Genomic DNA, 23,432 nt, shown 5'->3' with positions numbered 1-23,432 from the left:
CCACCGCGGTGGCGCGCCGGAGCCGGCGCGCGGGAGAGCGCTTCGCCGGTGAGTTCATCGTCTGATGTGACGCTCGTCGTCAACAAGCTACAGGAGCTTACGTCCATGCCCGTTGCCGGGATCATCGAAGAGCTGAAGACGCTGGGGGTCGATCTGTGGGCGGAATCGGGGCAGCTCCGGTTCCGTGCGCCCAAGGGGTTGCTCACGGAAGACAGGATGACGGTGCTGCGCGCGCACAAGGCGCAGATCATCGATTTTCTGGCGGCAAACCAGGGGGTGGTCGTCGCCGCCGACGAGCAGGGGCGTCATGAGCCGTTCCCGCTCACCGACGTGCAGGCGGCCTACCTGCTGGGGCGCCAGAGCTCCTTCGGTTACGGCGGTGTCGCCTGCCACGGGTACCTGGAGGTGACGTATCCAGAGCTCGACCCCGCGCGCCTCGCCGACGCCTGGAACCTGCTGATCGAGCGGCATGAGATGCTGCGCGCCGTCATCGAGCAGGACGGCTACCAGCGCGTCCTGCCCGCGGTACCCCGGTACCCCATCCGGTCGACGGACCTCCGCGGCGCGCCCGCCGCCGAGGTGGAGCGCGCGTTATGCGGCATCCGCGCCGAGATGGACCACCGGATGTACGAGACCACCGCATGGCCGCTGTTCGAGCTGCGGCATACCCGCACCAGCGGCGGCGATGTCGTGCACTTCTCGCTCGACTCGCTGATTGCCGACTGGGCGAGCGCCGGGATCTTCTTCGAGGAGCTCGACCTCCTCCTCGCCGGCCGCAGCGACGAGCTGCGACCGCTGGACCTCCGCTTTCGCGATTACATCTTCGCGGAGCGGCGGCTGCGCGAGACAGGGCGTTACCAGCGTGACCGCCAGTACTGGCTCTCGCGCGTCAACGATCTGCCCCCCGCGCCCGAGCTCCCGGCGCTTCCATCGGCCGCGGAAGCCGGGCCCGTGCGCTTCCGCCGACACCACGGCCGCCTGTCCGCCGAGCGCTGGGAGCGCCTCCGCCAGCGCGCCGGCGAGCGAGGTCTCACGGCCTCGATCGCCGTGCTGGGCGCCTATGCGGCGGTGCTGCAGCGCTGGAGCCGCCGCCAGCGGTTCAGCCTCAACCTCACGCTGCTCAACCGCCTGCCGCTGCACCCGCACGTCGACCGGATCGTCGGAGACTTCACGTCGGTCAGCCTCCTGGACGTGCAGGCGGCGTCCGGGCGCAGCTTCAAGGAATGGGCTGCGCGGCTCGGCGATCAGATGTTCGCCGATCTCGATCACCGGCTGTTCACGGGGGTCGAGGTGCTGCGCGAGATGACCCGCCGGCGCGGGCGGGAAGCCGCGCTGATGCCGGTCGTCTTCACCAGCGCCATCGGCCTCGGCTCGCGGGGCCGACCCACGAGCGGCCGGCGCTTCGGCCATGGCGTCACGCAGACCCCGCAGGTCTACCTCGATTGTCAGGTCATGGATGACGCCGACGGGCTCGAGGTCAACTGGGACGTGCGTCAGGGCATCTTCCCGGACGGCCTCATCGACGACATGTTCGGCGCGCTGCAGCGGCTGCTGGAGGATCTCGCGGAGCGCTCCGAGGCATGGGACGCCGTCGAGCCGGTCGCGTTGCCCGGATGGCAGGCGCAGGAGCGCGAGCGGGTCAATCAGACAGGCTGTCCGCTGCCGGACTCCCTCTTGCACCGAGGGTTTTGGGAGCAGGCCGCCCGCGACCCCGGCGCGGTGGCGGTGATCGGCCACGCGGGCAGCTTGACGTACCGCGACCTCGCGCTGAGGGCGGCCTCGGTCGCAGAGGCGCTGCGAGACGGCGGCTGTACCGCGGGCGACCGCGTCGCCGTCGTCATGACCAAGGGGATCGAGCAGGTCGTCGCGGTGCTGGGCGTGCTGCTCGCGGGCGCGGCCTATCTGCCGCTGGACGCCACGCAGCCACGGCTGCGCATCGAGAAGGTGCTGTCGAACGCGGCGGTGCGACAGGTCCTGACCCAGTCGTGGATCTCCGCGGCGGCCAAGCTGCCGGACGGCCTGCGGGTGATCGACGTGGACACGCAGGCGCCTGCGCAGGCCTTCCCCGAAGCGCCGGTGGGCGACCCCGACGCGCTGGCGTACGTGATCTACACCTCCGGCTCCACGGGTGATCCGAAGGGGGTCATGATCACCCACCGGGCGGCGCTGAACACCATCGACGACATCCACCGTCGCTTCGGGGTGACCGGATCGGACCGGGTGCTGGGCCTCGCCCAGCTCGGCTTCGACCTGTCCGTGTACGACATCTTCGGCACGCTCGCCCTCGGCGGGACGCTCGTGCTCCCGGATCCCGACCGCGGCGCCGATCCCTCCCACTGGGCGGATCTCCTCGTGAAGCATGAGGTGACCCTGTGGAACTCCGTGCCTGCGCAGCTCCAGATGCTGGCGAGCTACCTGCAGACAGAGCCTGTCGCGGTTCGCTCGTTGCGCATGGCGCTGCTGTCCGGCGACTGGATCCCGGTCACGCTGCCCGACCAGATCCGCCGGTTCATTCCTGACCTGACGCTCATCGGGCTCGGGGGCGCGACCGAGGCGGCCATCTGGTCGAATTACCATCGCATCGAGCGCGTCGACCCGGCGTGGACGAGCATCCCCTACGGGGTGCCGCTCGCCAACCAGGGCTTCCGCGTCCTCGACGCGTCGCTCCGCGACGCGCCGGTGTGGGTCCCTGGAGAGCTGTACATCACCGGGCACGGCCTTGCGGCGGGGTACCTGGGCGATCCGGAGCTCACGGCAGCGCGCTTCTTCGACCATCCCGTCGATGGACAGCGCCTTTACAGGACCGGAGATCTCGGGCGCTATCTCCCCGGCGGATCCATCGAGTTCCTCGGGCGCGAGGACAGCCAGGTCAAGATCCGCGGGCACCGGATCGAGCTCGGCGAGATCGAGGCCGCGCTGCTCGCGCATCCGGCGGTCGGCGCCGCCGCGGCCGTGGTGGCCGGCAAGGACCCCACGGATCGCACGCTGCTCGGCTTCGTCGAGCTCGCGCGGCGCGGCGCGCCTGCGGACGAGGATCTGGCCACGTCGCAGGCTCGCCTCGTGTCTGCGGCGCGGCAGTTCGCCGACAAGGAGGTCAGCGGCGTGACCGCGGCCCAGGTGAGCGAGGCGACCCGAGCGCTGCGCGACGCCTCGTTCGCGTCCATGATGAACGCGCTTTCCGAGCGCGGGCTCTTCGCCGGTCCGCGCGACACGCACTCGGCCGAGGAGATCCTGCGCGAGGCGCGCGTCCACGACCGCCATCACTGGCTCGTTCGTCGCTGGCTGGGGCTCCTTTCAGAGGCGGGATGGCTCACGTACCACGAGGACAGCCGCCGTTACGCGCAGCGCAGGGGCGCCGGCGCGACGGCGGTCCACGACGCCTGGCGGCGGTTCGAGGAGCTTTCGTCGTCGTCCGGGCTGTGTACGCCCGAGTTCGTCCAGTACCACAGAGCGCACGTGGAGCGGCTGCACGCCTTGCTCGAGAACCAGCAGAACCCGTTCGAGCTGCTGTTCCCGCAAGGGAAGCACGACGTGGCGCTCTCGGTGTACCGCGACGACGCGATCGCGCGTTACAACAACCACGCTGTCGCGGCGCTCCTGTACCGGATCGCCGCCGCGCATACGGACGGCGCTCCTCTGCGGGTGATCGAGATCGGCGCCGGCACGGGGGCCACCACCGGCGTTGTCCTCCCGATGCTCGACGGCCATGACGTCGACTACCTGTTCACGGACCTGACAGCCTTCTTCCTGGCCGACGCGCGCGAGCGGTTCCGGGAGCGCCCGTGGGTCCGATTCGGGCAGCTCGACCTGAACGAGGATTACCGCGCCCAGGGCCTGCTGCCGAGCTCCGCGGACGTCGTGCTGTGCGCCGGAATGCTGAACAGCACCCGCAACGTCGAAGCCGCGGTGGCGGCGGCGGTGGAGCTGCTCGGGCCGTCGGGGTGGCTCGTGTTCACCGAGCCTACCGCCGATCACCCGCACGTCCTGCTCACCCAGGGCTTCATGATGGACCCCTCGGGCGCGGACCGGGAGCGCGGCACCACCAAGTTCCTGTCCACCGAGCAGTGGCAAGGCCTGATCGCGAAGAGCGGCGGTGAGCTGGTGCTCCGCCTGCCGGACGACGACCATTCGATGGCGGCCTGTGGCATGCACATGTTCGCTGCGCGCTTCAAGACCGACCGGGCCCGGGTCGGGACCGACGAGCTCACGAGCTTCCTCGGCCAGCGGCTGCCAGCGCACATGGTGCCTGCGCATCTGCAGGTCGTCGACCGGCTGCCGCTCACGGCGAACGGCAAGGTCGACCGCAAGGCGCTCGCCGCCCTGCGGCCCGCGGCGTTCATCGACAGCGCCGGGAAGGAGGCCGATGCCACGCTGGACGAGCTGGAGAGCCGGCTTTGCGCGCTCTGGGCGAGCGCGCTCGGCATCGCGCGGATCGGCAAGGGCGAGAACTTCTACGACCGCGGCGCCGACTCGCTGATCCTCGCCAGGGTGGCAGGTCGACTGCGCGAGGAGGTGCCGGAAGCCGCGCCGTTCGCCTACGACACGCTCCTGCGGCAGATGCTCAACGAGCCGACCGTCGACGCGCTTGCGCGCGCGCTGCGCAGGCAAGACGGCGCCGCGCACACGCCGAGCGGCGCTGGGCCGGGCGCGGAGGCTTCCTCCAGCGGCGGCAAGACCGCGCAGGTCGCGCAGCGCCGGGAGGGAAGCAATTCGTTGATCCTCTCGTTCGGCGGCGGGGACGGGCCGGCGCGGGTGATGTTCCACGCGGCGCTGGGCACCATGGATTACTTCCAGCACCTGGGGCGGGCGCTCGCCGCCCAGAACCTGGGGCCCGTCCTGGGCTTCGCTGTCGCCGACCCCGAGCTGTACCTCGCCATTCCCCCGAAGGAGCTCGTCGCGCGCGTGTCCGACGATTACGCGCAGCGGCTCATCGATGAAGGCTTCACGCGGTTTCAGCTCATCGGCTACTGCCTCGGCGGGCTGCTCGCCACCGAGGTGGCCCGGCGGCTGCTCGAGCGCGGGATGTCGGTGGACCTGGCGCTCGTCGACAGCATCCCCATGTTCATCGAGACCGACGAAGAGCTCGCGTTCGAGGCGATCTTCGCGCCGAATCTGAACCTGGATCCGGTGAAGGCCGTCTTCGGCGACGACGTCGACAGCGCCGACGTGTACCGCGCCATCGAGAAGCTGATGGTCGAGTACAATCGCAAGATTCCGGCCGGCGCAATGGCCAGGCTCGGCGGAGACCCCGGGCTGGAATCGGTCGCCGCCGCGGTGCGCAGGCAGTCCGCGCGCAGTCAGGACGAGCGCCTGGCCAGCTATGCGAAGGCGGCGGCCGCCCAGGCCGGGGTGCCCGTCGGACCCGAGCTCATCCCGGCGCTGTTCCGGACCTGCAGGCACAGCATGCGCGCCGCTCGGTTCGATCCCGAGCCGTACGTCGGCGATATGACGTTCTTGCGGTGCGACGAGGAGCAATCCTTCGGCATCACCGCGGGCGTCGGGCACCTGACGGCGCCGTTCTGGGAAGGCGTCTGCCTCGGCGAGTTCAAGCTGATCGACGTGCCCGGCAACCATTTCAGCGTCATCGAGCCGCCGCATGTGAATGTCGTGGCCGAGCACCTCGCGGTATCGTTGCGCCACACATGAGAGAGCATCGAGAGAATCGGCAGAAGGACGGGGCGCTCCGCGAGCTGCGCCGCCCGATAGCAGGGCTGACGCGGCTCGGGATCTTCCTGGGCGGCGTCGGGGCGCTGACGACCCTCGTCCCGTTCATCGGTATCGCCGAGCTCGCGCGGATCCTGGTCGCGTCAGGCCCGATCGACAGCGCGAAGGTGGCCTCTGTCGCGCTGATCATCGTTGTCGGCCTCGGCGTCGGATGGACATGCACCGGAACGGCGCTGTGGGTGACCCACCTGGCCGACCATCGGCTTCAGGCCATCCTGCGGCGCGCGCTGGTGCGCAAGCTGGGCGAGGTGCCGCTGGGGTGGTATTCCGACAAGACGTCAGGGGTGGTCCGCAAAGCGGTCCAGGACGACCTGGAGGACCTGCACCATCTCGTCGCGCACCACGATGTCGAGCTCGTCTCGGCCATCGTCCTTCCGCTCGGCGGCCTCCTGTACCTGTTCTGGCTGGACGTTCGGCTGGCGCTGCTCGCGATCGCCACGCTGCCCATCTACATCGTCGCTTACGCATGGATGATGCGGGGCTTCGCCGAGAAGATGATGCAGCTTGACGCGAGCTTCGCCAGGGTGAGCGCCGCGATCGTCGAGTTCGTGCACGGCATCGCGGTCGTGAAGGCGTTCGGCCAGACGGGCCGCGCTCACCAGAGCTACCAGCGCGCCGTCAGCGATTTCAGCGACCGGTACGCCGGCTGGGTGCGGCCGCTGCTCCGGCTCGAGGCGCTGACCTCGATGGCCCTGTCGGTGCCCGTGATCATGCTGGTGAGCCTGACGGTCGGCGCCTGGTTCATCCGGGAGGGCTGGGTGAGCCCCATCGACCTGCTCGCCGAGACCCTTGTCGCCGTGGTCATCCCGCAGACGGTGCTCACGCTGAACCAGGGGCTCACGGCCCAGCGCAAGGCCGTGGCGGCGGCGGAGCGCGTGGCCTCGCTGCTCGACGAGCCGTCATTGCCCATCACGACGACGCCAGAGGCGCCGCGCGGGGCGGGGGTGCAGTTCGATCACGTCTCGTTCAGCTACGACGGCTCGAGGAGCGTGCTCTCCGACGTGAGCTTCGCTTGCAGTCCTGGCACGGTCACCGCGCTGGTCGGGACCTCGGGCGCGGGGAAGTCCACGCTGGCAAAGCTGGTGCCTCGGTTTTATGACGTGACCGGCGGCGCTGTCCTGCTCGGTGGCGTCGATATACGGAACATCGCGCCGGACGTGCTGTACCGGAACGTCGGCTTCGTTCTGCAGGACGTCCAGCTGGTCCATGGAACGGTGGCCGACAACCTGCGCCTCGGCCGGCCCGAGGCCAGCGACGCAGACGTGGTCGCGGCCGCGCGCGCCGCGCAGATCCACGACCGGCTCGTCGCGCTTCCCAGGGGATATCGGTCCGTGATCGGCGAGGACGCCATCCTGTCCGGCGGCGAGGCGCAGCGGCTGTCCATCGCGCGCACGCTGCTCGCGGACACCGCGGTGCTGATCCTGGACGAGGCGACGGCGCACGCGGATCCGGAGTCAGAAGCGCAGATCCAGGACGCGCTGTCCGCGGTCGCGCGCGGGCGCACCGTGATCGTCATCGCCCACCGGCTGGCGACGATCACCGGCGTCGACCAGATCGTCGTTCTCGACGAGGGCCGCGTGCGCGAGCGCGGCACGCACTCCGCGCTGCTCGCCGCGGACGGGCTCTACGCCAGGATGTGGCGCGCTCACGCCGAGGGCGACATGGCGGCTGCCGCTGCAGCGGTGGGTGAAGCCTCATGATCCGGCAGCTGACCAAGATCCTGGGACCGCAGCACGCAAGGGCGCTGCACGTCTATTTCGGCTGGCTCATCGTCTACTCCGTCGTTCAGGGGGTGGCGATGGCGTTCCTCGTCCCGGTCCTCAAGGCGCTGCTCGGCGGGGACCTGGGCGAGGCGCTGCGCTGGCTGCTCCTCCTTGCCGCGGTCGTCGCGGTGACGTGCGTGGCCCGTTACCAGCAGACGATGAAGGGCTTCGCGCTCGCGCTGGTCGTCCTGACCACGCTGCACGACCGGCTCGGCAACCACGTCGCCCGCCTGCCGATCGGCTGGTTTTCCTCGGAGAAGGTCGGCCGTCTCTCACGGAGCGCGACGGGCGGCACCATGATGGTCACCAACGTGTTCGCCCACCTCCTGACCCCGGTGGTGAGCGGCATCCTGACGCCCGCGACGATCGCGGTCGCCATGCTGTTCTTCGACTGGCAGCTCGGGTTGACGGCCATCGCTTGCACGCCGCTGATCTACCTGACGCACCGCTGGTCGTCGGCGTGGATCGGCCGAACCGAGGAGCAGGTCGACGCCGCGGGGGCGCTCGCCAGCAACCGGGTCGTCGAGTTCGCGCGCAACCAGCAGGTGCTTCGCGCCTTCGGCCGGGCCACGGGGGGTTATGCGCCGCTCGAGGAGGCGATCGATGGGCAGCGCGCCGCGGGCGGGTCGATGCTGCGCCAGACCTTCCCCAGGTTGCTCGCGGGCGGTCTGTCGGTGCAGCTCGCGTTCGCCGCGCTGATCGCTGTCGGCGTGGTGCGCGCGCTCGATCGGTCGATCGATCCGATCGAGCTCGTCGCGCTGCTGGCGCTGGCCGCCAGGTTCGTGGGGCCGCTGGCCGAGGCCGCGGGGCGGAGCGGGCTCTTGCGGATGGCGGGCAACGATCTGGAGCGGCTGTCCGCCATCTTCGACGAGGCGCCGCTGCCCGAGCCGGAGCGCTCCAGGCCCGTCGCGGCGCCGGGGGAGATCGAGCTCTGCGATGCCGTGTTCGGCTATCAGCCGGGCGCTCCCGTGCTCCGTGACGTGTCCTTCCGGATAGCGCCGAGGACGATGACGGCGATCATCGGGGCATCCGGCTCGGGGAAGACCACGATAACACGGCTGATCGCGCGCTTCTTCGATGTCGACGCGGGCTCGGTGCGGGTGGGCGGCGTGGATGTCCGCGAGCTCTCCACGGAAGACCTGATGGCGCAGCTGTCGCTGGTCATGCAGGACGTCTATCTGTTCGATGACACGCTGGAGGCGAACATCCGGGTGGGCCGGCTGGACGCCACGGACGCGGAGGTGCGCGAGGCCGCCCGCCTGGCCGGCGTGGAAGAGATCATCGGGCGCCTGCCGCAGGGCCTGAAGACCCGGGTCGGCGAGGGCGGAGCGTCGCTGTCCGGCGGGGAGCGCCAGCGGGTGTCGGTCGCCCGGGCCGTGCTCAAGGACGCTCCCATCGTGCTGCTGGACGAGGCGACGGCGGCGCTCGACCCGGAGAACGAGCGTTACATCCAGAGCGCGATGCGGACGCTGATGCACCGGTCGACCCTGCTGGTCATCGCGCACCGGCTGCCGACCATCGTGTCCGCGGATCAGATCCTCGTGCTCGACGGCGGCCGCATCGTCGAGGCGGGGACGCATCAGGAGCTCCTGGCGCGCAACGGGCGGTACACGGCGTTCTGGAACGAGCGCCGCCGCGCCCACGGATGGCGGCTGGTGGAGGCTGCGGGATGACGATCGGCATCTTGGGAGGTTATGGCGACGTCGGCGCGCAAGCGGTCCGGCGGCTCGCGTCGCTCGGCGTCGGGCCGCTGCGGATCGGCGGGCGAAACCTCGATGCGGCCCGTCGCTTCGCGAAGGAGCTGTCCGTGGCAGCGGTCGAGCACCAGGCGGTCGATTTCCGGGACGACGCGTCGTTGCGCCGCTTCGTCGGTGGTTGTCGGATCGTGCTCAACTGCGCAGGTCCATCTCACGCCATCGCGGACCGCGCGGCGAGGGCAGCCGTGGAAGCAGGCGCCGACTACGTGGACGCCGCCGGCGATGATGCGCTGTACGCGCTCCTGGACGACGAGGCGTACCGCACGCGCGGGCGCGTGGCCGTGCTCTCTGCGGGGCTGCAGCCTGGCCTCACGGCGCTCTTGCCGCGATGGGCGGCGCAGCGGGCTTTCAGCCAGGTCCACGGCATGCGCAGCTATTTCGGCGTGCTGGACCGCTTCACCGAGGTCGCCGCGGACGACTACCTCCAGGCGGCCACGGACGGGGTGAGCGAGCCGCTCGCGGCATGGCGAGAGGGACGTCGCTCCGGGGTGCTGACCCGGGCGCGCAACGTGGAAGTCCCGTTCTTCCCCGGTCCGGCGACCTTGCTGCCTTACCTCAACACCGAAGGGGAGCGGCTCGCGGCGTCGCTCCGGCTCGTTCGGGGAGAGTGGTATACGGTCATCACAGGCCAGCACATCCTCACGGCCTTCGACCGCGCGCGCAGCCTCGAACGCCGCGAGGCGGTCGCGGCGTTATGCCGGGCCAGCTTGCTCGACCTCGCTGGACGCGAGCCTCACGTCCTCCTCGTCGCGCAGCTCGACGGCCTGCGAGACGGCGCCCCGGTCACGCGCACGCTGGTCATGCGCGGACGGCGCAACGCCGAGCTCACAGGGACCCTGGCCGCGCTCGCCACGCTGGCGGTGGACCAGGGCCAGGTGCCCGCAGGGCGCCACTTCGCCGCGGCGGCGCTCGAGCCCCTGTCGACGGTCGGTCGCCTTCGCGAGAGCGGCGCGGTGACAGCGCTCGATCTGCTGGATACGTCGATCGACGCGCTCGGCGCTACCGAGGAGGGCTCCCTGTGACCGCCGGGATGCCTCTCGTGCTGTGCGGCGCCGGGTTCGGTCCTCTGCACCTGGCCGCGCTCCAGCGGTTGAACGGGCGCTTTCGCCTCATCGGCCAGCTCGCCGACGACGGCGAGGGCGCCCGGAGGTTCGCCGATCAGGCCAGGATACCGCTGTGGACCCGGCCGGATCAGGCGCCCCTCGGCGCCGGCGTGTGCTGCTGGGTAGCGTCGACCGGGCACGGGGTGCCGGTGACCGAGCGCGCCGTCGACCTCCTGGCGCGGGGCAGCGCCGTGCTGGCGGAGGCGCCGCTCGAGCACGATGAGCTCGCGACGTGCCTGCGGCAAGCGCGCCTCTCCCGAGCTGCCTTCCGGGTGGCAGCGGTCGCCTCTGCCACGACGGCATCCCGGCGGCTCCTCGGCGCAGCGCAGGTGTTGCGCGCGCGCACGCCGGTCAGGTACGTCGCGGCGACCTGCACGAGAGCGTCGATCCAGGCGCTGCTCCGCCTCCTGGGAGACGCGCTCGGCGCCCTGCGCCCCTGGCAGATCCGTGAGCCGGCGCCGCTCGGGAGCGGGCTTGTCGTGCTCGGAGGCAGCCTCGCGGGTGTTCCCATCGTCCTGCGCGTGCGCAACGAGGTGTCGTCAGAGGCGCAGATGCTCGTCGAGCTCGCCCTGGGCAGCGACGCCGGCGAGCTGAGGTTGACCGGGGTTCACGGCGACGTCCTCTGGACCACACACGCCACGGGGTCTGGCGTGCTGCTCGGCGGAACGGACGCGCCGGCCGAGCGCGAGACCCTGAGCTGGCTGCGCGCGACCCGCGGCGAGCTGACGGCGTTTGCCCATGCCATCGAGAGCCCAGGCGCAGCCGCCAGCGAGGCTCAGGTTCAGCTCACGTTGTGCCGCCTCCGGCACGACATCCTCGCCGCGCTCGGCTCGGCGCTGGCGCGCGCCGACGCGGAGGCCGTCCCCGCCGCGGATCTGGCCGCCGCGGCCGTGGAGGCCGCCGCCGACGACGCCGGCGGTGAGGCGCCCGGCGTTCCGTCGGCCGGCGAGACACACGAGGCGGGCCTGAGGCTCACTCGGCTGCTGGAGCCCGCGCCGGGGAGGGACGCCCTGGCGCACCTGCCGGGGGCGATGCAGCGACTCGAGGCGATCAGCCTGCGGGCCATCGGGGAGCTGCTCGTCGCGAGCGGCGCCGTGCATCCGGGAGGCGAAGCGCGCACCGCGGAGGAGATCGTCTCGGCGCTGGGCGCGGCGCCGCGGCACGCATGGCTCGTCCGGCGGTGGCTCGCCGCGCTGCGCGACCACGGTGTGCTCAGCAACGTGGCGGATAAGTACGCGTGGCGACGGGCCCTGCGGGACGCCGGCGCGGCCGCCGACCTGCCCGACGCGTATGCCGCGCTCGGCTTCCCGCCCGCGATGGCGGAAGTCCATAAGGCCGCGCTGCTCCGCCTGCACGCGCTCGTGCGCGACGATCTCTCGATTCAGCAGCTCTTGTTTCGCGAGCGGCAGGACCTCTCCGCCCTCGCCGCCTACCAGGACAACGTCTTCACCGCTTACCTGAGCGCCGCAGGCGCTCACCTCGTGCGCCGCTGCGCGGAGCTGCGGCACCGGCCGCTGCGCGTGCTCGAGCTCGGCGGAGGCGCCGGGCTCACCACGACAGCCGCGCTGCGGGCCCTCGACGGCGCGCCGATCGACTACCTGTTCACCGACATCGCGCGCGCGTTCACGGCCGCGGCGCAGGAGCGGTTCGGCCGCCATCGCGGGGTGCGCGCTGCCGTGCTCGACATCAACATCGATTTCACGGCGCAGGGGGTGGAGCCGCACGCGGCGGACGTCGTGCTCGCGGGCAATGTCCTCCACAACGCCGCGCATACGGGCCGGACGCTGCGCCGCATCCGCCGCGCGCTCGCCCCCGGCGGGTGGCTCGTCTTCACGGACTCCACACGAGAGAACTGCGCGATCCTGACGGCGATGCAGTTCCTGCTGTCTCCTGCGGCCGGCTCGCCGCCGCTCGGCAGCGAGGACCGGCGCGCCGGGACCGATCAGGTGTTCATCGACGCGCCCGGCTGGAATGAGGAGCTCCTGGCCGCGGCCTTCGTGCCGCGGTTCGTCCTTCCTTCGCTCGAATCACCCCTGGCCGTGGCAGGCCAGCACCTGTTCTTCGCCACCGCCTGCTGACGACCACCCGAGGAGGTGCCATGACCGTGACACAGATCATCGATGGGCTGGAGCGCCTCGGGAGCCGAGCGGCGCTGGTGTCGAGCGGGCGAGAGTGGACAGGAGCAGCGGTGCTCGACGCGACGTACCGCGCTGTCACGGCGCTGCGCCAGCGCGGGGCCGCCGCGGGCCGCACGCTGAGCTGGAGCGCCGGAGACAGGCCTCAGGCCCTGTCGGTCCGGCTGGCCGCCATGCTGCTCGGCGCGCGGTTCTCCGCCGAGCCGCCGGCGAGCGACGGCGGCGATGTCCTGAAGATCACGGACGCCGACCTGTCCGCGCTCGACGGGGCGAGCGCCTGCGAGCCCCGCCTGGCGGACGACGCGCCGTTCTCCGTGGTTCGCGGATCGTTCGTGTGGTCGAGAGCGGTGTTCTGCGAATCGGTGGCTGCCCTGCGCGACGCGATCGGCCCTTCGCCTGCGCGCACGGCGGTGCTCTCGCCGCTGGCCGGGTTCGGCGGGGATGCGGTGTTCGCGAGCTGGAGCGCCGGCGCCGCCGTCCACCATCACGCGGTCGACGTGAGCGCCGCGAGCGCCGCGAGCCCGGCCAAGGCCCTCTCGTTCCTCGAGCGAGCGGCCCCGGACTGCGCGATCGTGTCAGCGACGCTGCTGCGCAGCCTCCTGGCCCACCCGGCGGCCGCGCTCGCCGACCTAGGTGCGCTGCGGCGCATCGTGTACGACGCCGGCGCAGGCGCCGGTGGAGCGCTGTCCGCCGAGTCGTCCGCGGCCGTGCGGCGCGTCTTCGGCGCAGAGCTCGTGGACAGGATCGCCGGTGAAGCCGGGCTCGTGCCCGTGGAGCGCGAGCTGCGCAGAGCCGAGCAAGAAGCGGCGCGCATCGCGGAGCTCGTGATGAGCCATCCGGGCGTGGCGGAGGCGGCGGTGATCCCCTCCGACGGCGGCTGGGCGATCTTTGCCGTCCCCGCGAAGCGCGCCAGCGACGATGCCGACGGGGACGCGAGCGGACAGCGCCTGATCGCCAAGGCGACCGCCGCGCTGGACGCCGAGCTCGCCAAGACCGACCTGAACCGGGCGATCGCGGCCGTGGAGCGGCTGGGGCAGACAGCGCTGCTGTCGATGCTCAACGCGCTTGGCCGCAGCGGCCTTTTTACCGACACGGCCGCCGCCCACACCGTGGACGAGGTGCTCGCGCGGGCGCGGGTCGCCGCCGCGCACCGGCCGCTCATCCGCCGCTGGCTCAGGGTGCTCACGGAGCAGAAGCTGCTGCGCCGGGACGGAGATCGGCTGAGCGCCGTGGGCCCGGTCTGCGTCTTCTCGGACGCCGCGCTGGCGCGCGCATGGGACGAGCTGAAGGGAGAATGGCTGGCCACGGTCGGCGCGGCCGGCACGATCGACTACGCGGTCCGCAACGCCGACCGATTGCCCGACCTGATCTCCGGCGCGGTGCGGGCCGTCCACCTGTTGTTCCCGGAAGGGCGCACCGACCTCGCCAGGGCCTTGTATCGCGAGAGTATCGCCGCCCGGTACCAGCACCGCGCCGTCGGTCTCCTCGTGAGCAGGATTGCCAGGGAATGGCCCGGGCAGCGGCCGATACGGCTGCTCGAGGTCGGCGCCGGCACGGGGGCGACCTCCGAGTCGCTCCTGCCGGAGCTCTCGGGCGCCGAGGTCGACTACCTCTACACCGACGTCTCCAGGTACTTCCTCGATCAGGCCGCCCCGCGGCTCGCCGGGCACCGGTGCGTGCGCTTCGGCCTCTACGACATCAACGTCGCGCCGAGAGAACAGGGCTTCGTCCCGAGCTCGTTCGACGTGATCGTCGGCGGGGGCGTGCTCAACGCCGCGCGGAACACGGATGCCTCCCTCCGCTGGCTCAACGAGCTGCTCGGCCCCGGCGGCTGGCTCGTCCTGACCGAGCCCACGGTCGAGGAGTTCTGGGTCATGGCCTCCCAGGCCTTCATGCTGGACGACGCCAGCGACGGCAGGGCCGAGACGGAGTCGACGTTTCTCACGCTGCCTCAGTGGAACGCGGCGCTCGACGGCGCTGGCCTCCAGCGCGTCCTCGGGCTGCCCCGGGACGGCCACCCGCTGGAGCGGCTCGGCCATCGTGTGTTCGCGGCCCGGGCCAAGATGGATCGGGCGCTGCTGACGTCGGAGCGCCTCTCCGAGCACCTGGGCGAGCGCCTGGGCGCCTTCGCCAGCATCGAGATCGTCGATGAGCTGCCGCTCGCCGCGGGCGGCGCCCTCGACCGAGAGCGGCTGCGCGACTGGGCCGCGCGCCGCCGGCGCTTCGATTCCCGCCCGCTTTCCACGGCGGCATCACAAGGACGAACGCAATGACCACCGCGACGAATCCCCCCATCCAGTATCCGTTCAATCTCTTCGACGGCATCGCGCTCGCCTCTGCGTACTCCCGCGCTCAGCAAACGCCGGGGCTGCTCAAGGTCAAGCTGCCTTACGGCGAGCCGGCGTGGCTCGCGACCCGCTACGAGGACGTCCGCTTCGTGCTGTCCGACCGGCGGTTCAGCCGCGAGGAGGCCACGAAGCGCGCGGACGCCCCGAGGGCGCTCCCGCGCATCGCCGGCGGGATCGTCATGATGGACCCGCCCGAGCTGACCCGCATCCGCAACCTGGTCACCCAGGCGTTCACCAACCGGCGCGTGGAGCAGCTGCGCCCGCACGTCCGCGACCTCGCCAACGAGCTGATCGACAGGATGGTGGCCAAAGGCCCCCCTGCCGATCTCGTGCGGGACTACGCGCTGCCGATCCCGATGTCCGTGATCTGCGAGCTCCTGGGTGTTCCTGTGGCGGATCAGTCCAGGTTCAAGGAGTGGAACGACTCTCTGCTCTCGACCAACACGCAGACCGCGGAGCAGACGCAGCGGAACCTCGGCGAACTATCCCAGTACATCATGGGGCTGATCCGCCTGCGCCGGGCCGAGCCGGGCGACGACCTGATGAGCGCGCTCATCGAGGCCCACGACGTGGACGACCGCCTGAACGAGCGCGAGCTGGTCCAGCTCTGCATCGCCATCCTGATCGCGGGATACGAGGCCACGTCCTCGCAGATCCCGAACTTCATCCACACGCTCCTGACCCATCAGGAGCAGCTCGCGCGCCTCAGGTCGGATCCCGGCCTCGTGGCGCAGGCGGTCGAGGAGCTGCTCCGCTTCGTGCCGGTCGCGTCCGCCGCGATGTTTCCGCACTACGCCGCCGAGGACGTCCAGGTGGGCGACACGCTGGTGCGCGCGGGTGAGCCCGTGTTTGCGTCGGTCGGCGCGGCCAACCACGACCCCCGCAAGTTCTCCGATCCACACCGGCTCGACTTCGATCGGGACGCGCGGGCGCATTTCGCGTTCGGTTGTGGGATGCATTATTGCATCGGTGCGTCGCTGGCCCGGGTTGAGCTCCAGGAAGCGCTGAGAGCGCTCGTGACCCGCTTGCCGGATCTGCGCCTCGACGCCGACGTCCAGTGGAAGACCGCGACGTTCTTCCGCGGCCCGCTGACGATGCAGGTGACCTGGTGAGCGCCGGCGGCGGCAAGAAGAAGCGCGTCGTCGTCGCCGGCACCGCCTTCGGGCGCATCTACCTCGATGCGGTCGCGTCGGCGCAGGAGTCATTCACGCTCGCCGGCGTGCTCGGGCGCGGCAGCGAGTTCTCCAGGAAGTGCGCCGAGCGCTACGGAGCGCCGCTCTACACCAGGGTGGAGGACATCCCCGGCGACATCGACATCGCCTGCGTGGTGGTGCGCTCGGGGGCGACCGGCGGCCCAGGCTCGGATCTGGCCACGGCGCTGCTCGAGCGCGGGATCCACGTGCTGCAGGAGCATCCCGTGCACGCCGCGGAGATCACCGCGTGCCTAAAGGCCGCGAAGCGGGGGGGCGCGGCGTATGCGGTCAACACGCTGTACCCGAACGTGCGCCCGATCCGGCAGTTCCTTGCCGCGGCGGAGTACATCAGGAAGCGCCAGCGCATCCAGTTCATCGACGCCGCTTGCAACAGCCAGGTCGCCTATCCGTTGCTCGACGTGATCGGCCGCGCCGCAGGCGACCTGCGCCCGTGGTCGTTCTCCGAATGCGCGCCGCGTGGCGGCCGGCCGTCGCCGGTCGCGGGCCAGCCGTTCCGGAGCCTGAGCGCGACCCTCGGCGGCGTGCCCGTGACCCTCCGCGTGCAGAACCAGGTCCACCCCGAGGATCCCGACAATCACTCCCTGCTCATGCACCGGATCTCGCTGGGATGCGACGCCGGCGTGCTGACCCTGGCCGACACCCACGGACCCGTCCTCTGGAATCCGCGCCTGCACTCGCCGCGCGACCCGACCGGACGCCTGATCATGAGCGGCCCCGGCACCGACCGCCTCGCCGTGGAGAGCACGTCGATCCTGGGCGACGAGCACACGCGCAGCTATCACGACGTGTTCGCGCGGACCTGGCCCGACGCGGTCGTTGTCGCCTTGCAGGACCTGTGCGACGACATCGCCGACCCGGCCCGCCGTATTCGCAGCGGCCAGTGGGCCCTGGGCGTGTCGCTCGCGTGGCGTGATCTGACGGAGCGGATCGGGATGCCCGAGCTCATCCGTCCGGAGACCCCGGAGCCGCTCCCTCTCGACGAGCTGCGTGCGGCGGCGCGCGCTGCGGCCGTCGATGCGGCCGGGAGCGGCGCGCGTTGATCGAGCGCCTGGCGCTCGGGAGAAATGAACATGACGACTTCTTGCAGCCACGTCCTGGTATGGGTGCGCGACATTCATCGAGCCGTGCGTGACTACAGAGCGCTCGGGTTCAAGGTGGACTACGCGACACCCGAGCGAAAGGCCCAGCACGCGCACATCTGGTTCACGGAAGGCCCCATCGTCGAGCTGCTCACGACGCCGCGCAGCGCGCGGTGGTTTAAGTGGCCGATCGAGCTGATGGCCGGGCGCGGCTCGGGCCGGCGGATGATCCGCTGGTCCGAGCACGGTGAGGGCTTCTGCGACGTGGCGGTCGTGGTGGACACGCACGCTCTCGACCGTGAGCTCGCCGCGCTGCGGGAGGCAGGGGTCCCCGTCGGCAGAGCCATCGGGTGGCGGCGGACGAAGCCCGATGGCCAGGAGATCCGCTTCAAGTTTGCCTATCCGGCGAACGATCGTCTCCCGTTCATCGTGACCCCCTACGATCCACCTCAACATCCGGGAGAGAACCGCCATCCGAACGGGGCCAGGAGGCTCAGCCGGGTGCGCATGGGGGTCCGCGCCGAGCATCGAGAGGCGGTGCGCCGGATCGTCGGTGACGACCCGACGTTCGCGCTCGAGCCCGCCGAGGTCACGGGGGTCCGCGCCATCGAGATCGCCGGCCTGACCGCCGATCTCGACCCGACCCTCCTGCACGGCGCGGCCGTGCTGCCCGCCCGCCCGGACGCCGACCCGGGCCGCGCGCATCGAAGCGCAGGACAGTGAGCGCCGACGAACGTCGGTGAAAGCGAGGGAGCTCCCATGTTGAGTGGATGTGTCGATTGGCCCGCCGAGTTCGTGGATCGTTATCGGGAAGCGGGGTACTGGCGAGGCGAGCGCCTGGGCGAGATGCTGCGCACGCGGGCCCGAGCGACGCCGGCGCGCGTGGCCGTCGTCGACGGAGCGCGTCGCTGGACGTACCAGGAGCTCGACGAGCGCGCGGATCGCATGGCCGCCGGGCTGCGCCGGCTCGGCATTGCGCAGGAGCAGCGCGTCCTGGTCCAGCTTCCCAACATCGCCGAGTTTCTGCCCCTGTGCTTCGCGCTGTTCCGGATCGGGGCCATCCCGGTGCTGGCGCTGCCGGCGCATCGAGAGACGGAGATCGTGCATCTGGCAGAGCTCTCCCAGCCGGTCGCTTATGTGATCGCCGACCTGCATGTCGGCTTCGATTACCGGTCGCTCGCCCGCGCGGTGTGCAAGCGGGTGGCGAGCCTCCGGCATGTGCTCGTGGTCGGCGACGCAGAGGAGTTCGTGCCGCTCTCCGAGGTGGACGCGCCGCCGGAGATCATGGCCGGGCCGGACGCGCGCGATGTCGCCCTGCTCTTGCTGTCGGGCGGCACGACCGGCGCTCCCAAGCTGATCCCGCGCACCCACGACGACTATGTTTGCAACGTCCGCCTCAGCGCCGATGTGACGGGCCTGGACGCGAGCACCCGGTACCTGGTGAGCCTCCCCATCGCGCACAACTTCGCCCTGGGATGCCCGGGCGCCCTCGGCGCCCTGTACGCCGGCGGAACCGTTGTGTTCTGCAAGGACCCGAGCCCCGAGGCGGCGTTTCGGCTGATCGAGCAGGAGAAGATCACCGTGACAGCCCTCATCCCGCCGCTCGTCCTGCTGTGGCTCGAGGCGGCGGAGTGGGTGCGGGCCGATCTGAGCAGCCTGCGGTGGATCCAGGCGGGAGGCGCTCGCCTCAAGGCCGAGACGGCGGCGCGGGTGCGACCCGTCCTCGGCTGCGGGCTGCAGCAGGTCTACGGCATGGCGGAAGGGCTGCTCAACTTCACGCGGCTCGACGACCCCGAGCCCGCCGTGATCGACACGCAAGGCCGGCCGGTCGCCGAGGACGACGAGGTGAGGATCGTCGACGCCTCGGATGTCGAGGTGGCGGACGGCGAGGTCGGTGAGCTGCAGGTCCGCGGTCCCTATACAATCCGCGGATATTATCGCGCGGAGGAGTACAATCGCCGGGCGTTCACCGCCGACGGCTTCTACCGGAGCGGGGATCTTGTGCGGCGGCTCGCCAGCGGGCATCTGGTGGTGGAGGGCCGGAGCAAGGACGTGATCAACCGGGGAGGGGAGAAGGTCCCGGTCGAGGAGCTCGAGAACCATCTCCTGGCTCACCCGGCGATCCGTGACGTCGCCATCGTCGGCATCCCGGACGCCACGATGGGGGAGCGCACCTGCGCCTGCATCATCGCGCGCGGCGAGGCACCCACGCTCGCCGAGGTGAACGCCTACCTCAGCCGCCTGGGGGTGGCTGCGTTCAAGCTGCCCGATCGCTTGAAGGTCCTGGAGAGCTTTCCGCAGACGAGCGTGGGAAAGGTCAACAAGCGGGCCCTGGCGAAGCAGGTCTGTGGTGCCTCGCCGGCCATGCGCACCTAGAACAGCGATCAGCTTGGAAACGCGAGAAATGAGACGCCAGGACGCCAGAAGACGCCCAAAGACGCCAGAAGACGCCAAAAAAACAATAAATATTGGCGTCTTCTGGCGTCTCTGGGCGTCTTCTGGCGTCCCAACTTCTCGCTGTTTGCGTGCGGCTTCAACCCGTTTGTCACTCTAGTGGACGGCTTGACCTCGATTCAGACGCCGATCGTTCCTCGAGACATCCACACCGACCCGAGAACCCATGAACAGATCTGCCCGAAGTTTGCGCCGCATCGTGAGCGCGTCTGCCCCGTCCAGCCCGCACCTGATCGTGTGCCCTTTCGGTGGTGGGAGCCATAGCGCCTTCCGCAGCTGGAAGGCGCTGTCGCAGGTGGACGTCTCGGCGTCCCTCGTGACCTACCCGGGGCGCGACCATCGTCTGCACGAGTCCGGCATGCAGAGCGTTCAGCACAGCGCGTCCGAGCTGGCGCACGAGCTGTGCGCGGAGCCACCCGGCGGCCAGTGGCTCTTGATAGGCCACAGCGTGGGGGCGCAGATCGCTTTCGAAGCCTGCCGCTTGCTCGAGCCGTGGGGCCGTGCGCCAGCCGGCCTCGTCCTGTCCGCATGCCACGCTCCCCATCTGATCCCACGCCGCATGCTCAGCCCGCTCGATGATGACGGGTTCGTCGAGGCGCTGATCCGCCTGGGAGGGTGTCCCGCGGAGTTCCGCGCCGACGCGCAGCTCAGAGAGGTGTTCCTGCCGATGCTGCGCGGCGATTTCCTCGCCTCGGAGAGCTACCGCCTCGCGCTGGACCGCTGTACCAGGCGTCTCCGGACGCCGACCCTCCTGCTCCACGGATCCGCCGACGATGAGGCCCGCCAGGACGAGGTGGAGGCGTGGAAGCACTGGCTGGAAGGGCAGGTCGAGCTGCGCGTGATGGCTGGCGATCACTTCTACATCACGCAGGATCCAGGGGCGTTCGTCTCGGAGGTGCTGCGCGTGTTCCGGCTCCCTTCGAGGTCGACGGCTCCCCTCGGACAGGCGCAGATGCCCTGGAGTTATTTCCCCTGAGATCCCACACTCCGGTGCGGGGCCGTTTGACCGGGGCGGCCTGCGCGTGGGAGAACGCCCGGCCCGGACGCGATGACGTTTCTCCCGCTGCAGCCGCCCGATCTGCCCCCCATCCGCGCGCGCGGGACGCCGCGCTGCCGCGGCTGCGGCTTGCCGCAGGCGATGTGCCTCTGCGGCGCGCTGCCCCGGCTCGCCGTGCGCACGCGCGTCGTGCTGCTCACCCACCGGATCGAGCGCACGCGGAGCACCAACACGGGCCGGCTCGTCGCGCGCCTGCTCGAGGGCGCGGAGGTGCGCGTGCGCGGCGAGATCGCGCCGCGGCCGCGCCCGCCGCTGCCGGAGGGCCGCCGGCTCGTGCTCTTCCCGTCGCCCGAGGCGCGCGCCCTCACGCCCGACGACGCGAGCGGCGAGCCGGTGGTGCTGCTCGTCCCTGACGGCAACTGGAACCAGGCGCGCCGTGCGGTCCACCGGGACGCCGACGCGCGCGGCGCCGAGCCGGTCACGCTGCCCGAGGGCGCGCCGAGCCGCTATGGCTTGCGCCGCGCGCCGCACGAGGGCGCCCTGTCGACGCTGGAGGCCGTCGCGCGCGCGCTCGGCCTGCTCGAGGGCGCGGCCATCGAGCGGCGCATGATGGAGGCGTTCGACGTGTGGGTGCACCGCGCGACGCGCGTGCGGCTCACCGGCAAGCTCGAGGAGGGCGCGGCGGTCCTGGGAGAAGATGAGTCCGCCGGCGCCCGCGGGGGCACGGCGCCCGACGGATGAGATCCGTGAGCGCTCGCCGCGCCCGTCACCGGAAGTTCTGCACCGCCCAGACGCTGCCGTCCGGGAAGGTGTGGAACCCGCAAGCCACCTTCGTGTAGCGGGTGCTGCTCATGTTGATGTAGTGGCCGTGCTTCTCGAAATCCTCGCCCGGCCCCTCGTCCCACATGAGCTGCAAACACGGGACGATCATCTCGTCCGGCGGGCCTCCCCACCCGGGGCACTCGTTCTGGGCGCTCTCCTTGCAAAGGCCGAACGCGCCGTGAAACTCGCCGGTGTTCCCGTCGGACTCGGCCTCTTCATCGGAGCACGACTCCGCCTCGACCCAGCGCGCGAGGGGCGGCAAGCCGAGCGTGGCGCGGTGCTGGTTGATCGTATCGACGCACAGCTGCGCCGCGCCCGTGGCGCCGCCCGAGCCGCCTGCGCCGCTCCCGGAGCCCTCGCCGCTCGAGCCTCCGGTGCCGGCCGTGGTCGAGGCCGTGGCCGAGCCCCCAGCGCCCTGCGTGGAGGAGCCGCCGGCGCCCTCGGCAGACGAGCCGCCAGCGCCGCCGGCGCCGCCGGTGCCCTGCGCAGACGAGCTGCTGGCGCCGCCGGCGCCCTCGCCGCTCGAGCCGCCTGCGCCTGCCGTCGCCGAGCCACCCGTGCCCTGGGCAGACGAGCCGCCGGCGCCGCCGGTCGCCGCGCCGGACGAGCCGCCGGTGCCCGCCGCGGCCGAGCCGCTGCTGCTGGTGCTCGGCCCGCTGCCGGAGTCTCCCGGGTGGATCACGACGCCGGCGCCGCTCGACGGCCCGCCGCCTTCGCCATCGAGCGACCCGTCGCCCACCTCACCGACGCAGCCCGACAGCACAGCACCGATGAACGTCGCGGCGAGCGCGACGGCGCATGAAGGAGTCCGAGTGTTAAGCATCCGTCGAGTCTATGAGGCATTCGACGCATGCTCAACATCGACCGATCCTGCTTCACTTTTGCATGCTTGATCGGTTCAGGCCCGATTGGCGGGCTTCCCGCGTGTCTGTGCGGAGAGAAGCGCGCGTGTCGCATGAATGTGTGTTCGTTTGCTTCGAATTCCACTCGTGCGAGATAAGACAGCCAGCGCACCACGACCGGCTCTCAGAGGTCGCCCCCGCGGGCCCGCGGCCCGTGGAAACTTGAACGCTCGCCGGGGCCTGGCCTCGTCTTCCGCTTCCGCCGGCCGAGGCGCGCGGCGCCTCCGCTGGAGATAGACGATCGTCGCGCCGGCGAGCGCGTTCGCGACCATGAGCGAGTTCGTCGCCACGAAGACCCAGCTCTCGAGCATCCAGCTGTAGAGGACGAACCCGATCGACGCGGCCAGCTGGCCGACGAAGAGCCACCTCGAGATGCCCTGGCTCGTCTTGCTCCTCCACTGCTTGTAGACCTGATTGCCGATGGTCAGCACGAGGATGGCAGAGCTGACCCAGCCGATCGCGTCTTTCATGTCTCACCGCCGGACCGCCGCGCGACCTCTCTCCTCGAGCGGGCCTCGTCAGGCCCGGGCCGCGCCGTTCGCGTGGCCCTCGTGGATCGCGTGGCTCGCCTGGTCCGCGGACGTCTTCTTGTAGCCCGCCGGCAGGAGCGTCTCGTAGCCCTCGGCCAGCCGCTGCTCGAACTCCGCCTTCATCGACCTGCCGAGCTCGCTGAGGCGCTTCTCGTCCACGGCCTTCTCGACCGCCGGGAAGAGCTCCTTCTCCTCCTCCTCGACGTGGTGCTGGATGAGCTCCTTCAGCGTCGTCACGCGCGCCTTGAACGAGAGATCGTCCGGGGAGGTCGAGAGCAGCCGCTTCAGCGCGAGCTCGGCGATGGCGTGCTCCTCGAAGCTCTCGAGGATCACGTCCTCCTTGATCTGCTGCACCGCGGGATAGAACGTCTCCTGCTCGATCGCCATGTGCGCGGCGAGCTCGTTGGCGAGCTCGGCGAGCACGAGCGCCGGATCCGATCTGCCGCTCTCGAGCTGCTTGAAGAGGGACTCCACCTTGCGATGCTGCTTCTCGAGCAATGACGTCGCCTTCATCTTTCTGCCTCCTTGGTGCGCCGCGCCTCGGCGCGGCCGGGGTTGTTCGGGGTTCATCGCCGGCCGGGGCGATCTCGCGCGCGAGGCGCTC

General features: G+C 70.9%; 15 protein-coding genes. 12 read left to right on the top strand and 3 right to left on the bottom strand.

Annotated features, from left to right (window positions below; genetic code table 11):
* Positions 1-105 precede the first annotated feature (105 nt).
* The 12 genes from WMF44_RS39990 (at position 106) to WMF44_RS39935 (ending at position 21,315) form a co-directional block, all read left to right on the top strand.
* The gene (locus tag WMF44_RS39990; RefSeq protein ID WP_437295298.1) at positions 106-5,646 is read left to right on the top strand and encodes an amino acid adenylation domain-containing protein; all 5,541 of its coding nucleotides are present in this window, start codon (positions 106-108) and stop codon (positions 5,644-5,646) included.
* Positions 5,643-7,424 (top strand): ABC transporter ATP-binding protein, encoded by a 1,782-nt coding sequence (locus WMF44_RS39985; RefSeq protein WP_437295297.1) that lies wholly within the window; start codon positions 5,643-5,645, stop codon positions 7,422-7,424. The genes WMF44_RS39990 and WMF44_RS39985 overlap by 4 nt, the downstream gene beginning before the upstream one ends.
* On the top strand, positions 7,421-9,160 hold the full coding sequence (locus WMF44_RS39980) for an ABC transporter ATP-binding protein (RefSeq protein WP_437295296.1): 1,740 nt from the start codon (positions 7,421-7,423) through the stop codon (positions 9,158-9,160). Before WMF44_RS39985 ends, WMF44_RS39980 begins: the two co-directional genes overlap by 4 nt.
* Positions 9,157-10,266: a saccharopine dehydrogenase NADP-binding domain-containing protein gene (locus WMF44_RS39975; RefSeq protein ID WP_437295295.1), complete on the top strand. Its 1,110-nt coding sequence runs from the start codon at positions 9,157-9,159 to the stop codon at positions 10,264-10,266. The genes WMF44_RS39980 and WMF44_RS39975 overlap by 4 nt, the downstream gene beginning before the upstream one ends.
* Before the next feature lie 8 nt (positions 10,267-10,274).
* Positions 10,275-12,425 (top strand): methyltransferase, encoded by a 2,151-nt coding sequence (locus tag WMF44_RS39970; protein WP_437295294.1) that lies wholly within the window; start codon positions 10,275-10,277, stop codon positions 12,423-12,425.
* A gap of 20 nt (positions 12,426-12,445) precedes the next feature.
* Positions 12,446-14,755, top strand: a complete 2,310-nt coding sequence (locus WMF44_RS39965; RefSeq protein WP_437295293.1) for a methyltransferase — start codon at positions 12,446-12,448, stop codon at positions 14,753-14,755.
* Positions 14,752-15,942 carry a cytochrome P450 gene (locus WMF44_RS39960; protein WP_437295292.1) on the top strand — a complete coding sequence of 397 codons (1,191 nt, stop codon included), beginning with the start codon at positions 14,752-14,754 and terminating at the stop codon, positions 15,940-15,942. Before WMF44_RS39965 ends, WMF44_RS39960 begins: the two co-directional genes overlap by 4 nt.
* Positions 15,939-17,084 (top strand): Gfo/Idh/MocA family oxidoreductase, encoded by a 1,146-nt coding sequence (locus tag WMF44_RS39955; protein ID WP_437295291.1) that lies wholly within the window; start codon positions 15,939-15,941, stop codon positions 17,082-17,084. The genes WMF44_RS39960 and WMF44_RS39955 overlap by 4 nt, the downstream gene beginning before the upstream one ends.
* A 30-nt stretch (positions 17,085-17,114) precedes the next feature.
* A complete protein-coding gene (locus tag WMF44_RS39950) occupies positions 17,115-17,846 on the top strand; it encodes a VOC family protein (protein ID WP_437295290.1) in 732 nt (243 codons plus the stop codon).
* Positions 17,847-17,882: 36 nt separating this feature from the next.
* On the top strand, positions 17,883-19,499 hold the full coding sequence (locus WMF44_RS39945; RefSeq protein WP_437295289.1) for a (2,3-dihydroxybenzoyl)adenylate synthase: 1,617 nt from the start codon (positions 17,883-17,885) through the stop codon (positions 19,497-19,499).
* 244 nt (positions 19,500-19,743) lie between these two features.
* Positions 19,744-20,553 carry a thioesterase II family protein gene (locus tag WMF44_RS39940; RefSeq protein ID WP_437295288.1) on the top strand — a complete coding sequence of 270 codons (810 nt, stop codon included), beginning with the start codon at positions 19,744-19,746 and terminating at the stop codon, positions 20,551-20,553.
* Positions 20,554-20,625: 72 nt separating this feature from the next.
* The gene (locus WMF44_RS39935; protein ID WP_437295287.1) at positions 20,626-21,315 is read left to right on the top strand and encodes a tRNA-uridine aminocarboxypropyltransferase; all 690 of its coding nucleotides are present in this window, start codon (positions 20,626-20,628) and stop codon (positions 21,313-21,315) included.
* Between the two features lie 25 nt (positions 21,316-21,340).
* Here WMF44_RS39935 and WMF44_RS39930 read toward each other — a convergent pair whose 3' ends face one another.
* The 3 genes from WMF44_RS39930 to WMF44_RS39920 all read right to left on the bottom strand — a co-directional run bounded on the left by WMF44_RS39930 (position 21,341) and on the right by WMF44_RS39920 (position 23,341).
* Positions 21,341-22,219 carry a CAP domain-containing protein gene (locus tag WMF44_RS39930; RefSeq protein ID WP_437295286.1) on the bottom strand — a complete coding sequence of 293 codons (879 nt, stop codon included), beginning with the start codon at positions 22,217-22,219 and terminating at the stop codon, positions 21,341-21,343.
* A 75-nt stretch (positions 22,220-22,294) separates the two neighbouring features.
* The gene (locus WMF44_RS39925; RefSeq protein ID WP_437295285.1) at positions 22,295-22,768 is read right to left on the bottom strand and encodes a hypothetical protein; all 474 of its coding nucleotides are present in this window, start codon (positions 22,766-22,768) and stop codon (positions 22,295-22,297) included.
* Positions 22,769-22,816: 48 nt separating this feature from the next.
* A complete protein-coding gene (locus WMF44_RS39920) occupies positions 22,817-23,341 on the bottom strand; it encodes a hemerythrin domain-containing protein (RefSeq protein WP_437295284.1) in 525 nt (174 codons plus the stop codon).
* Between the last annotated feature and the right edge of the window lie 91 nt (positions 23,342-23,432).

It is taken from the genome of Sorangium sp. So ce426, from assembly GCF_051475585.1.
Lineage (GTDB): Bacteria > Myxococcota_A > Polyangia > Polyangiales > Polyangiaceae > Sorangium > Sorangium cellulosum_B.
This window is presented reverse-complemented; position numbering and strand designations above follow the sequence as displayed.

Coding starts and splice junctions, on each gene's coding strand:
- WMF44_RS39990 (WP_437295298.1), top strand. CDS start 106: ATGCCCGTTGCCGGGATCATCGAAGAGCTGAAGACGCTGGGGGTCGAT.
- WMF44_RS39985 (WP_437295297.1), top strand. CDS start 5,643: ATGAGAGAGCATCGAGAGAATCGGCAGAAGGACGGGGCGCTCCGCGAG.
- WMF44_RS39980 (WP_437295296.1), top strand. CDS start 7,421: ATGATCCGGCAGCTGACCAAGATCCTGGGACCGCAGCACGCAAGGGCG.
- WMF44_RS39975 (WP_437295295.1), top strand. CDS start 9,157: ATGACGATCGGCATCTTGGGAGGTTATGGCGACGTCGGCGCGCAAGCG.
- WMF44_RS39970 (WP_437295294.1), top strand. CDS start 10,275: ATGCCTCTCGTGCTGTGCGGCGCCGGGTTCGGTCCTCTGCACCTGGCC.
- WMF44_RS39965 (WP_437295293.1), top strand. CDS start 12,446: ATGACCGTGACACAGATCATCGATGGGCTGGAGCGCCTCGGGAGCCGA.
- WMF44_RS39960 (WP_437295292.1), top strand. CDS start 14,752: ATGACCACCGCGACGAATCCCCCCATCCAGTATCCGTTCAATCTCTTC.
- WMF44_RS39950 (WP_437295290.1), top strand. CDS start 17,115: ATGACGACTTCTTGCAGCCACGTCCTGGTATGGGTGCGCGACATTCAT.
- WMF44_RS39945 (WP_437295289.1), top strand. CDS start 17,883: ATGTTGAGTGGATGTGTCGATTGGCCCGCCGAGTTCGTGGATCGTTAT.
- WMF44_RS39940 (WP_437295288.1), top strand. CDS start 19,744: ATGAACAGATCTGCCCGAAGTTTGCGCCGCATCGTGAGCGCGTCTGCC.
- WMF44_RS39935 (WP_437295287.1), top strand. CDS start 20,626: ATGACGTTTCTCCCGCTGCAGCCGCCCGATCTGCCCCCCATCCGCGCG.
- WMF44_RS39930 (WP_437295286.1), bottom strand. CDS start 22,219: ATGCTTAACACTCGGACTCCTTCATGCGCCGTCGCGCTCGCCGCGACG.
- WMF44_RS39925 (WP_437295285.1), bottom strand. CDS start 22,768: ATGAAAGACGCGATCGGCTGGGTCAGCTCTGCCATCCTCGTGCTGACC.
- WMF44_RS39920 (WP_437295284.1), bottom strand. CDS start 23,341: ATGAAGGCGACGTCATTGCTCGAGAAGCAGCATCGCAAGGTGGAGTCC.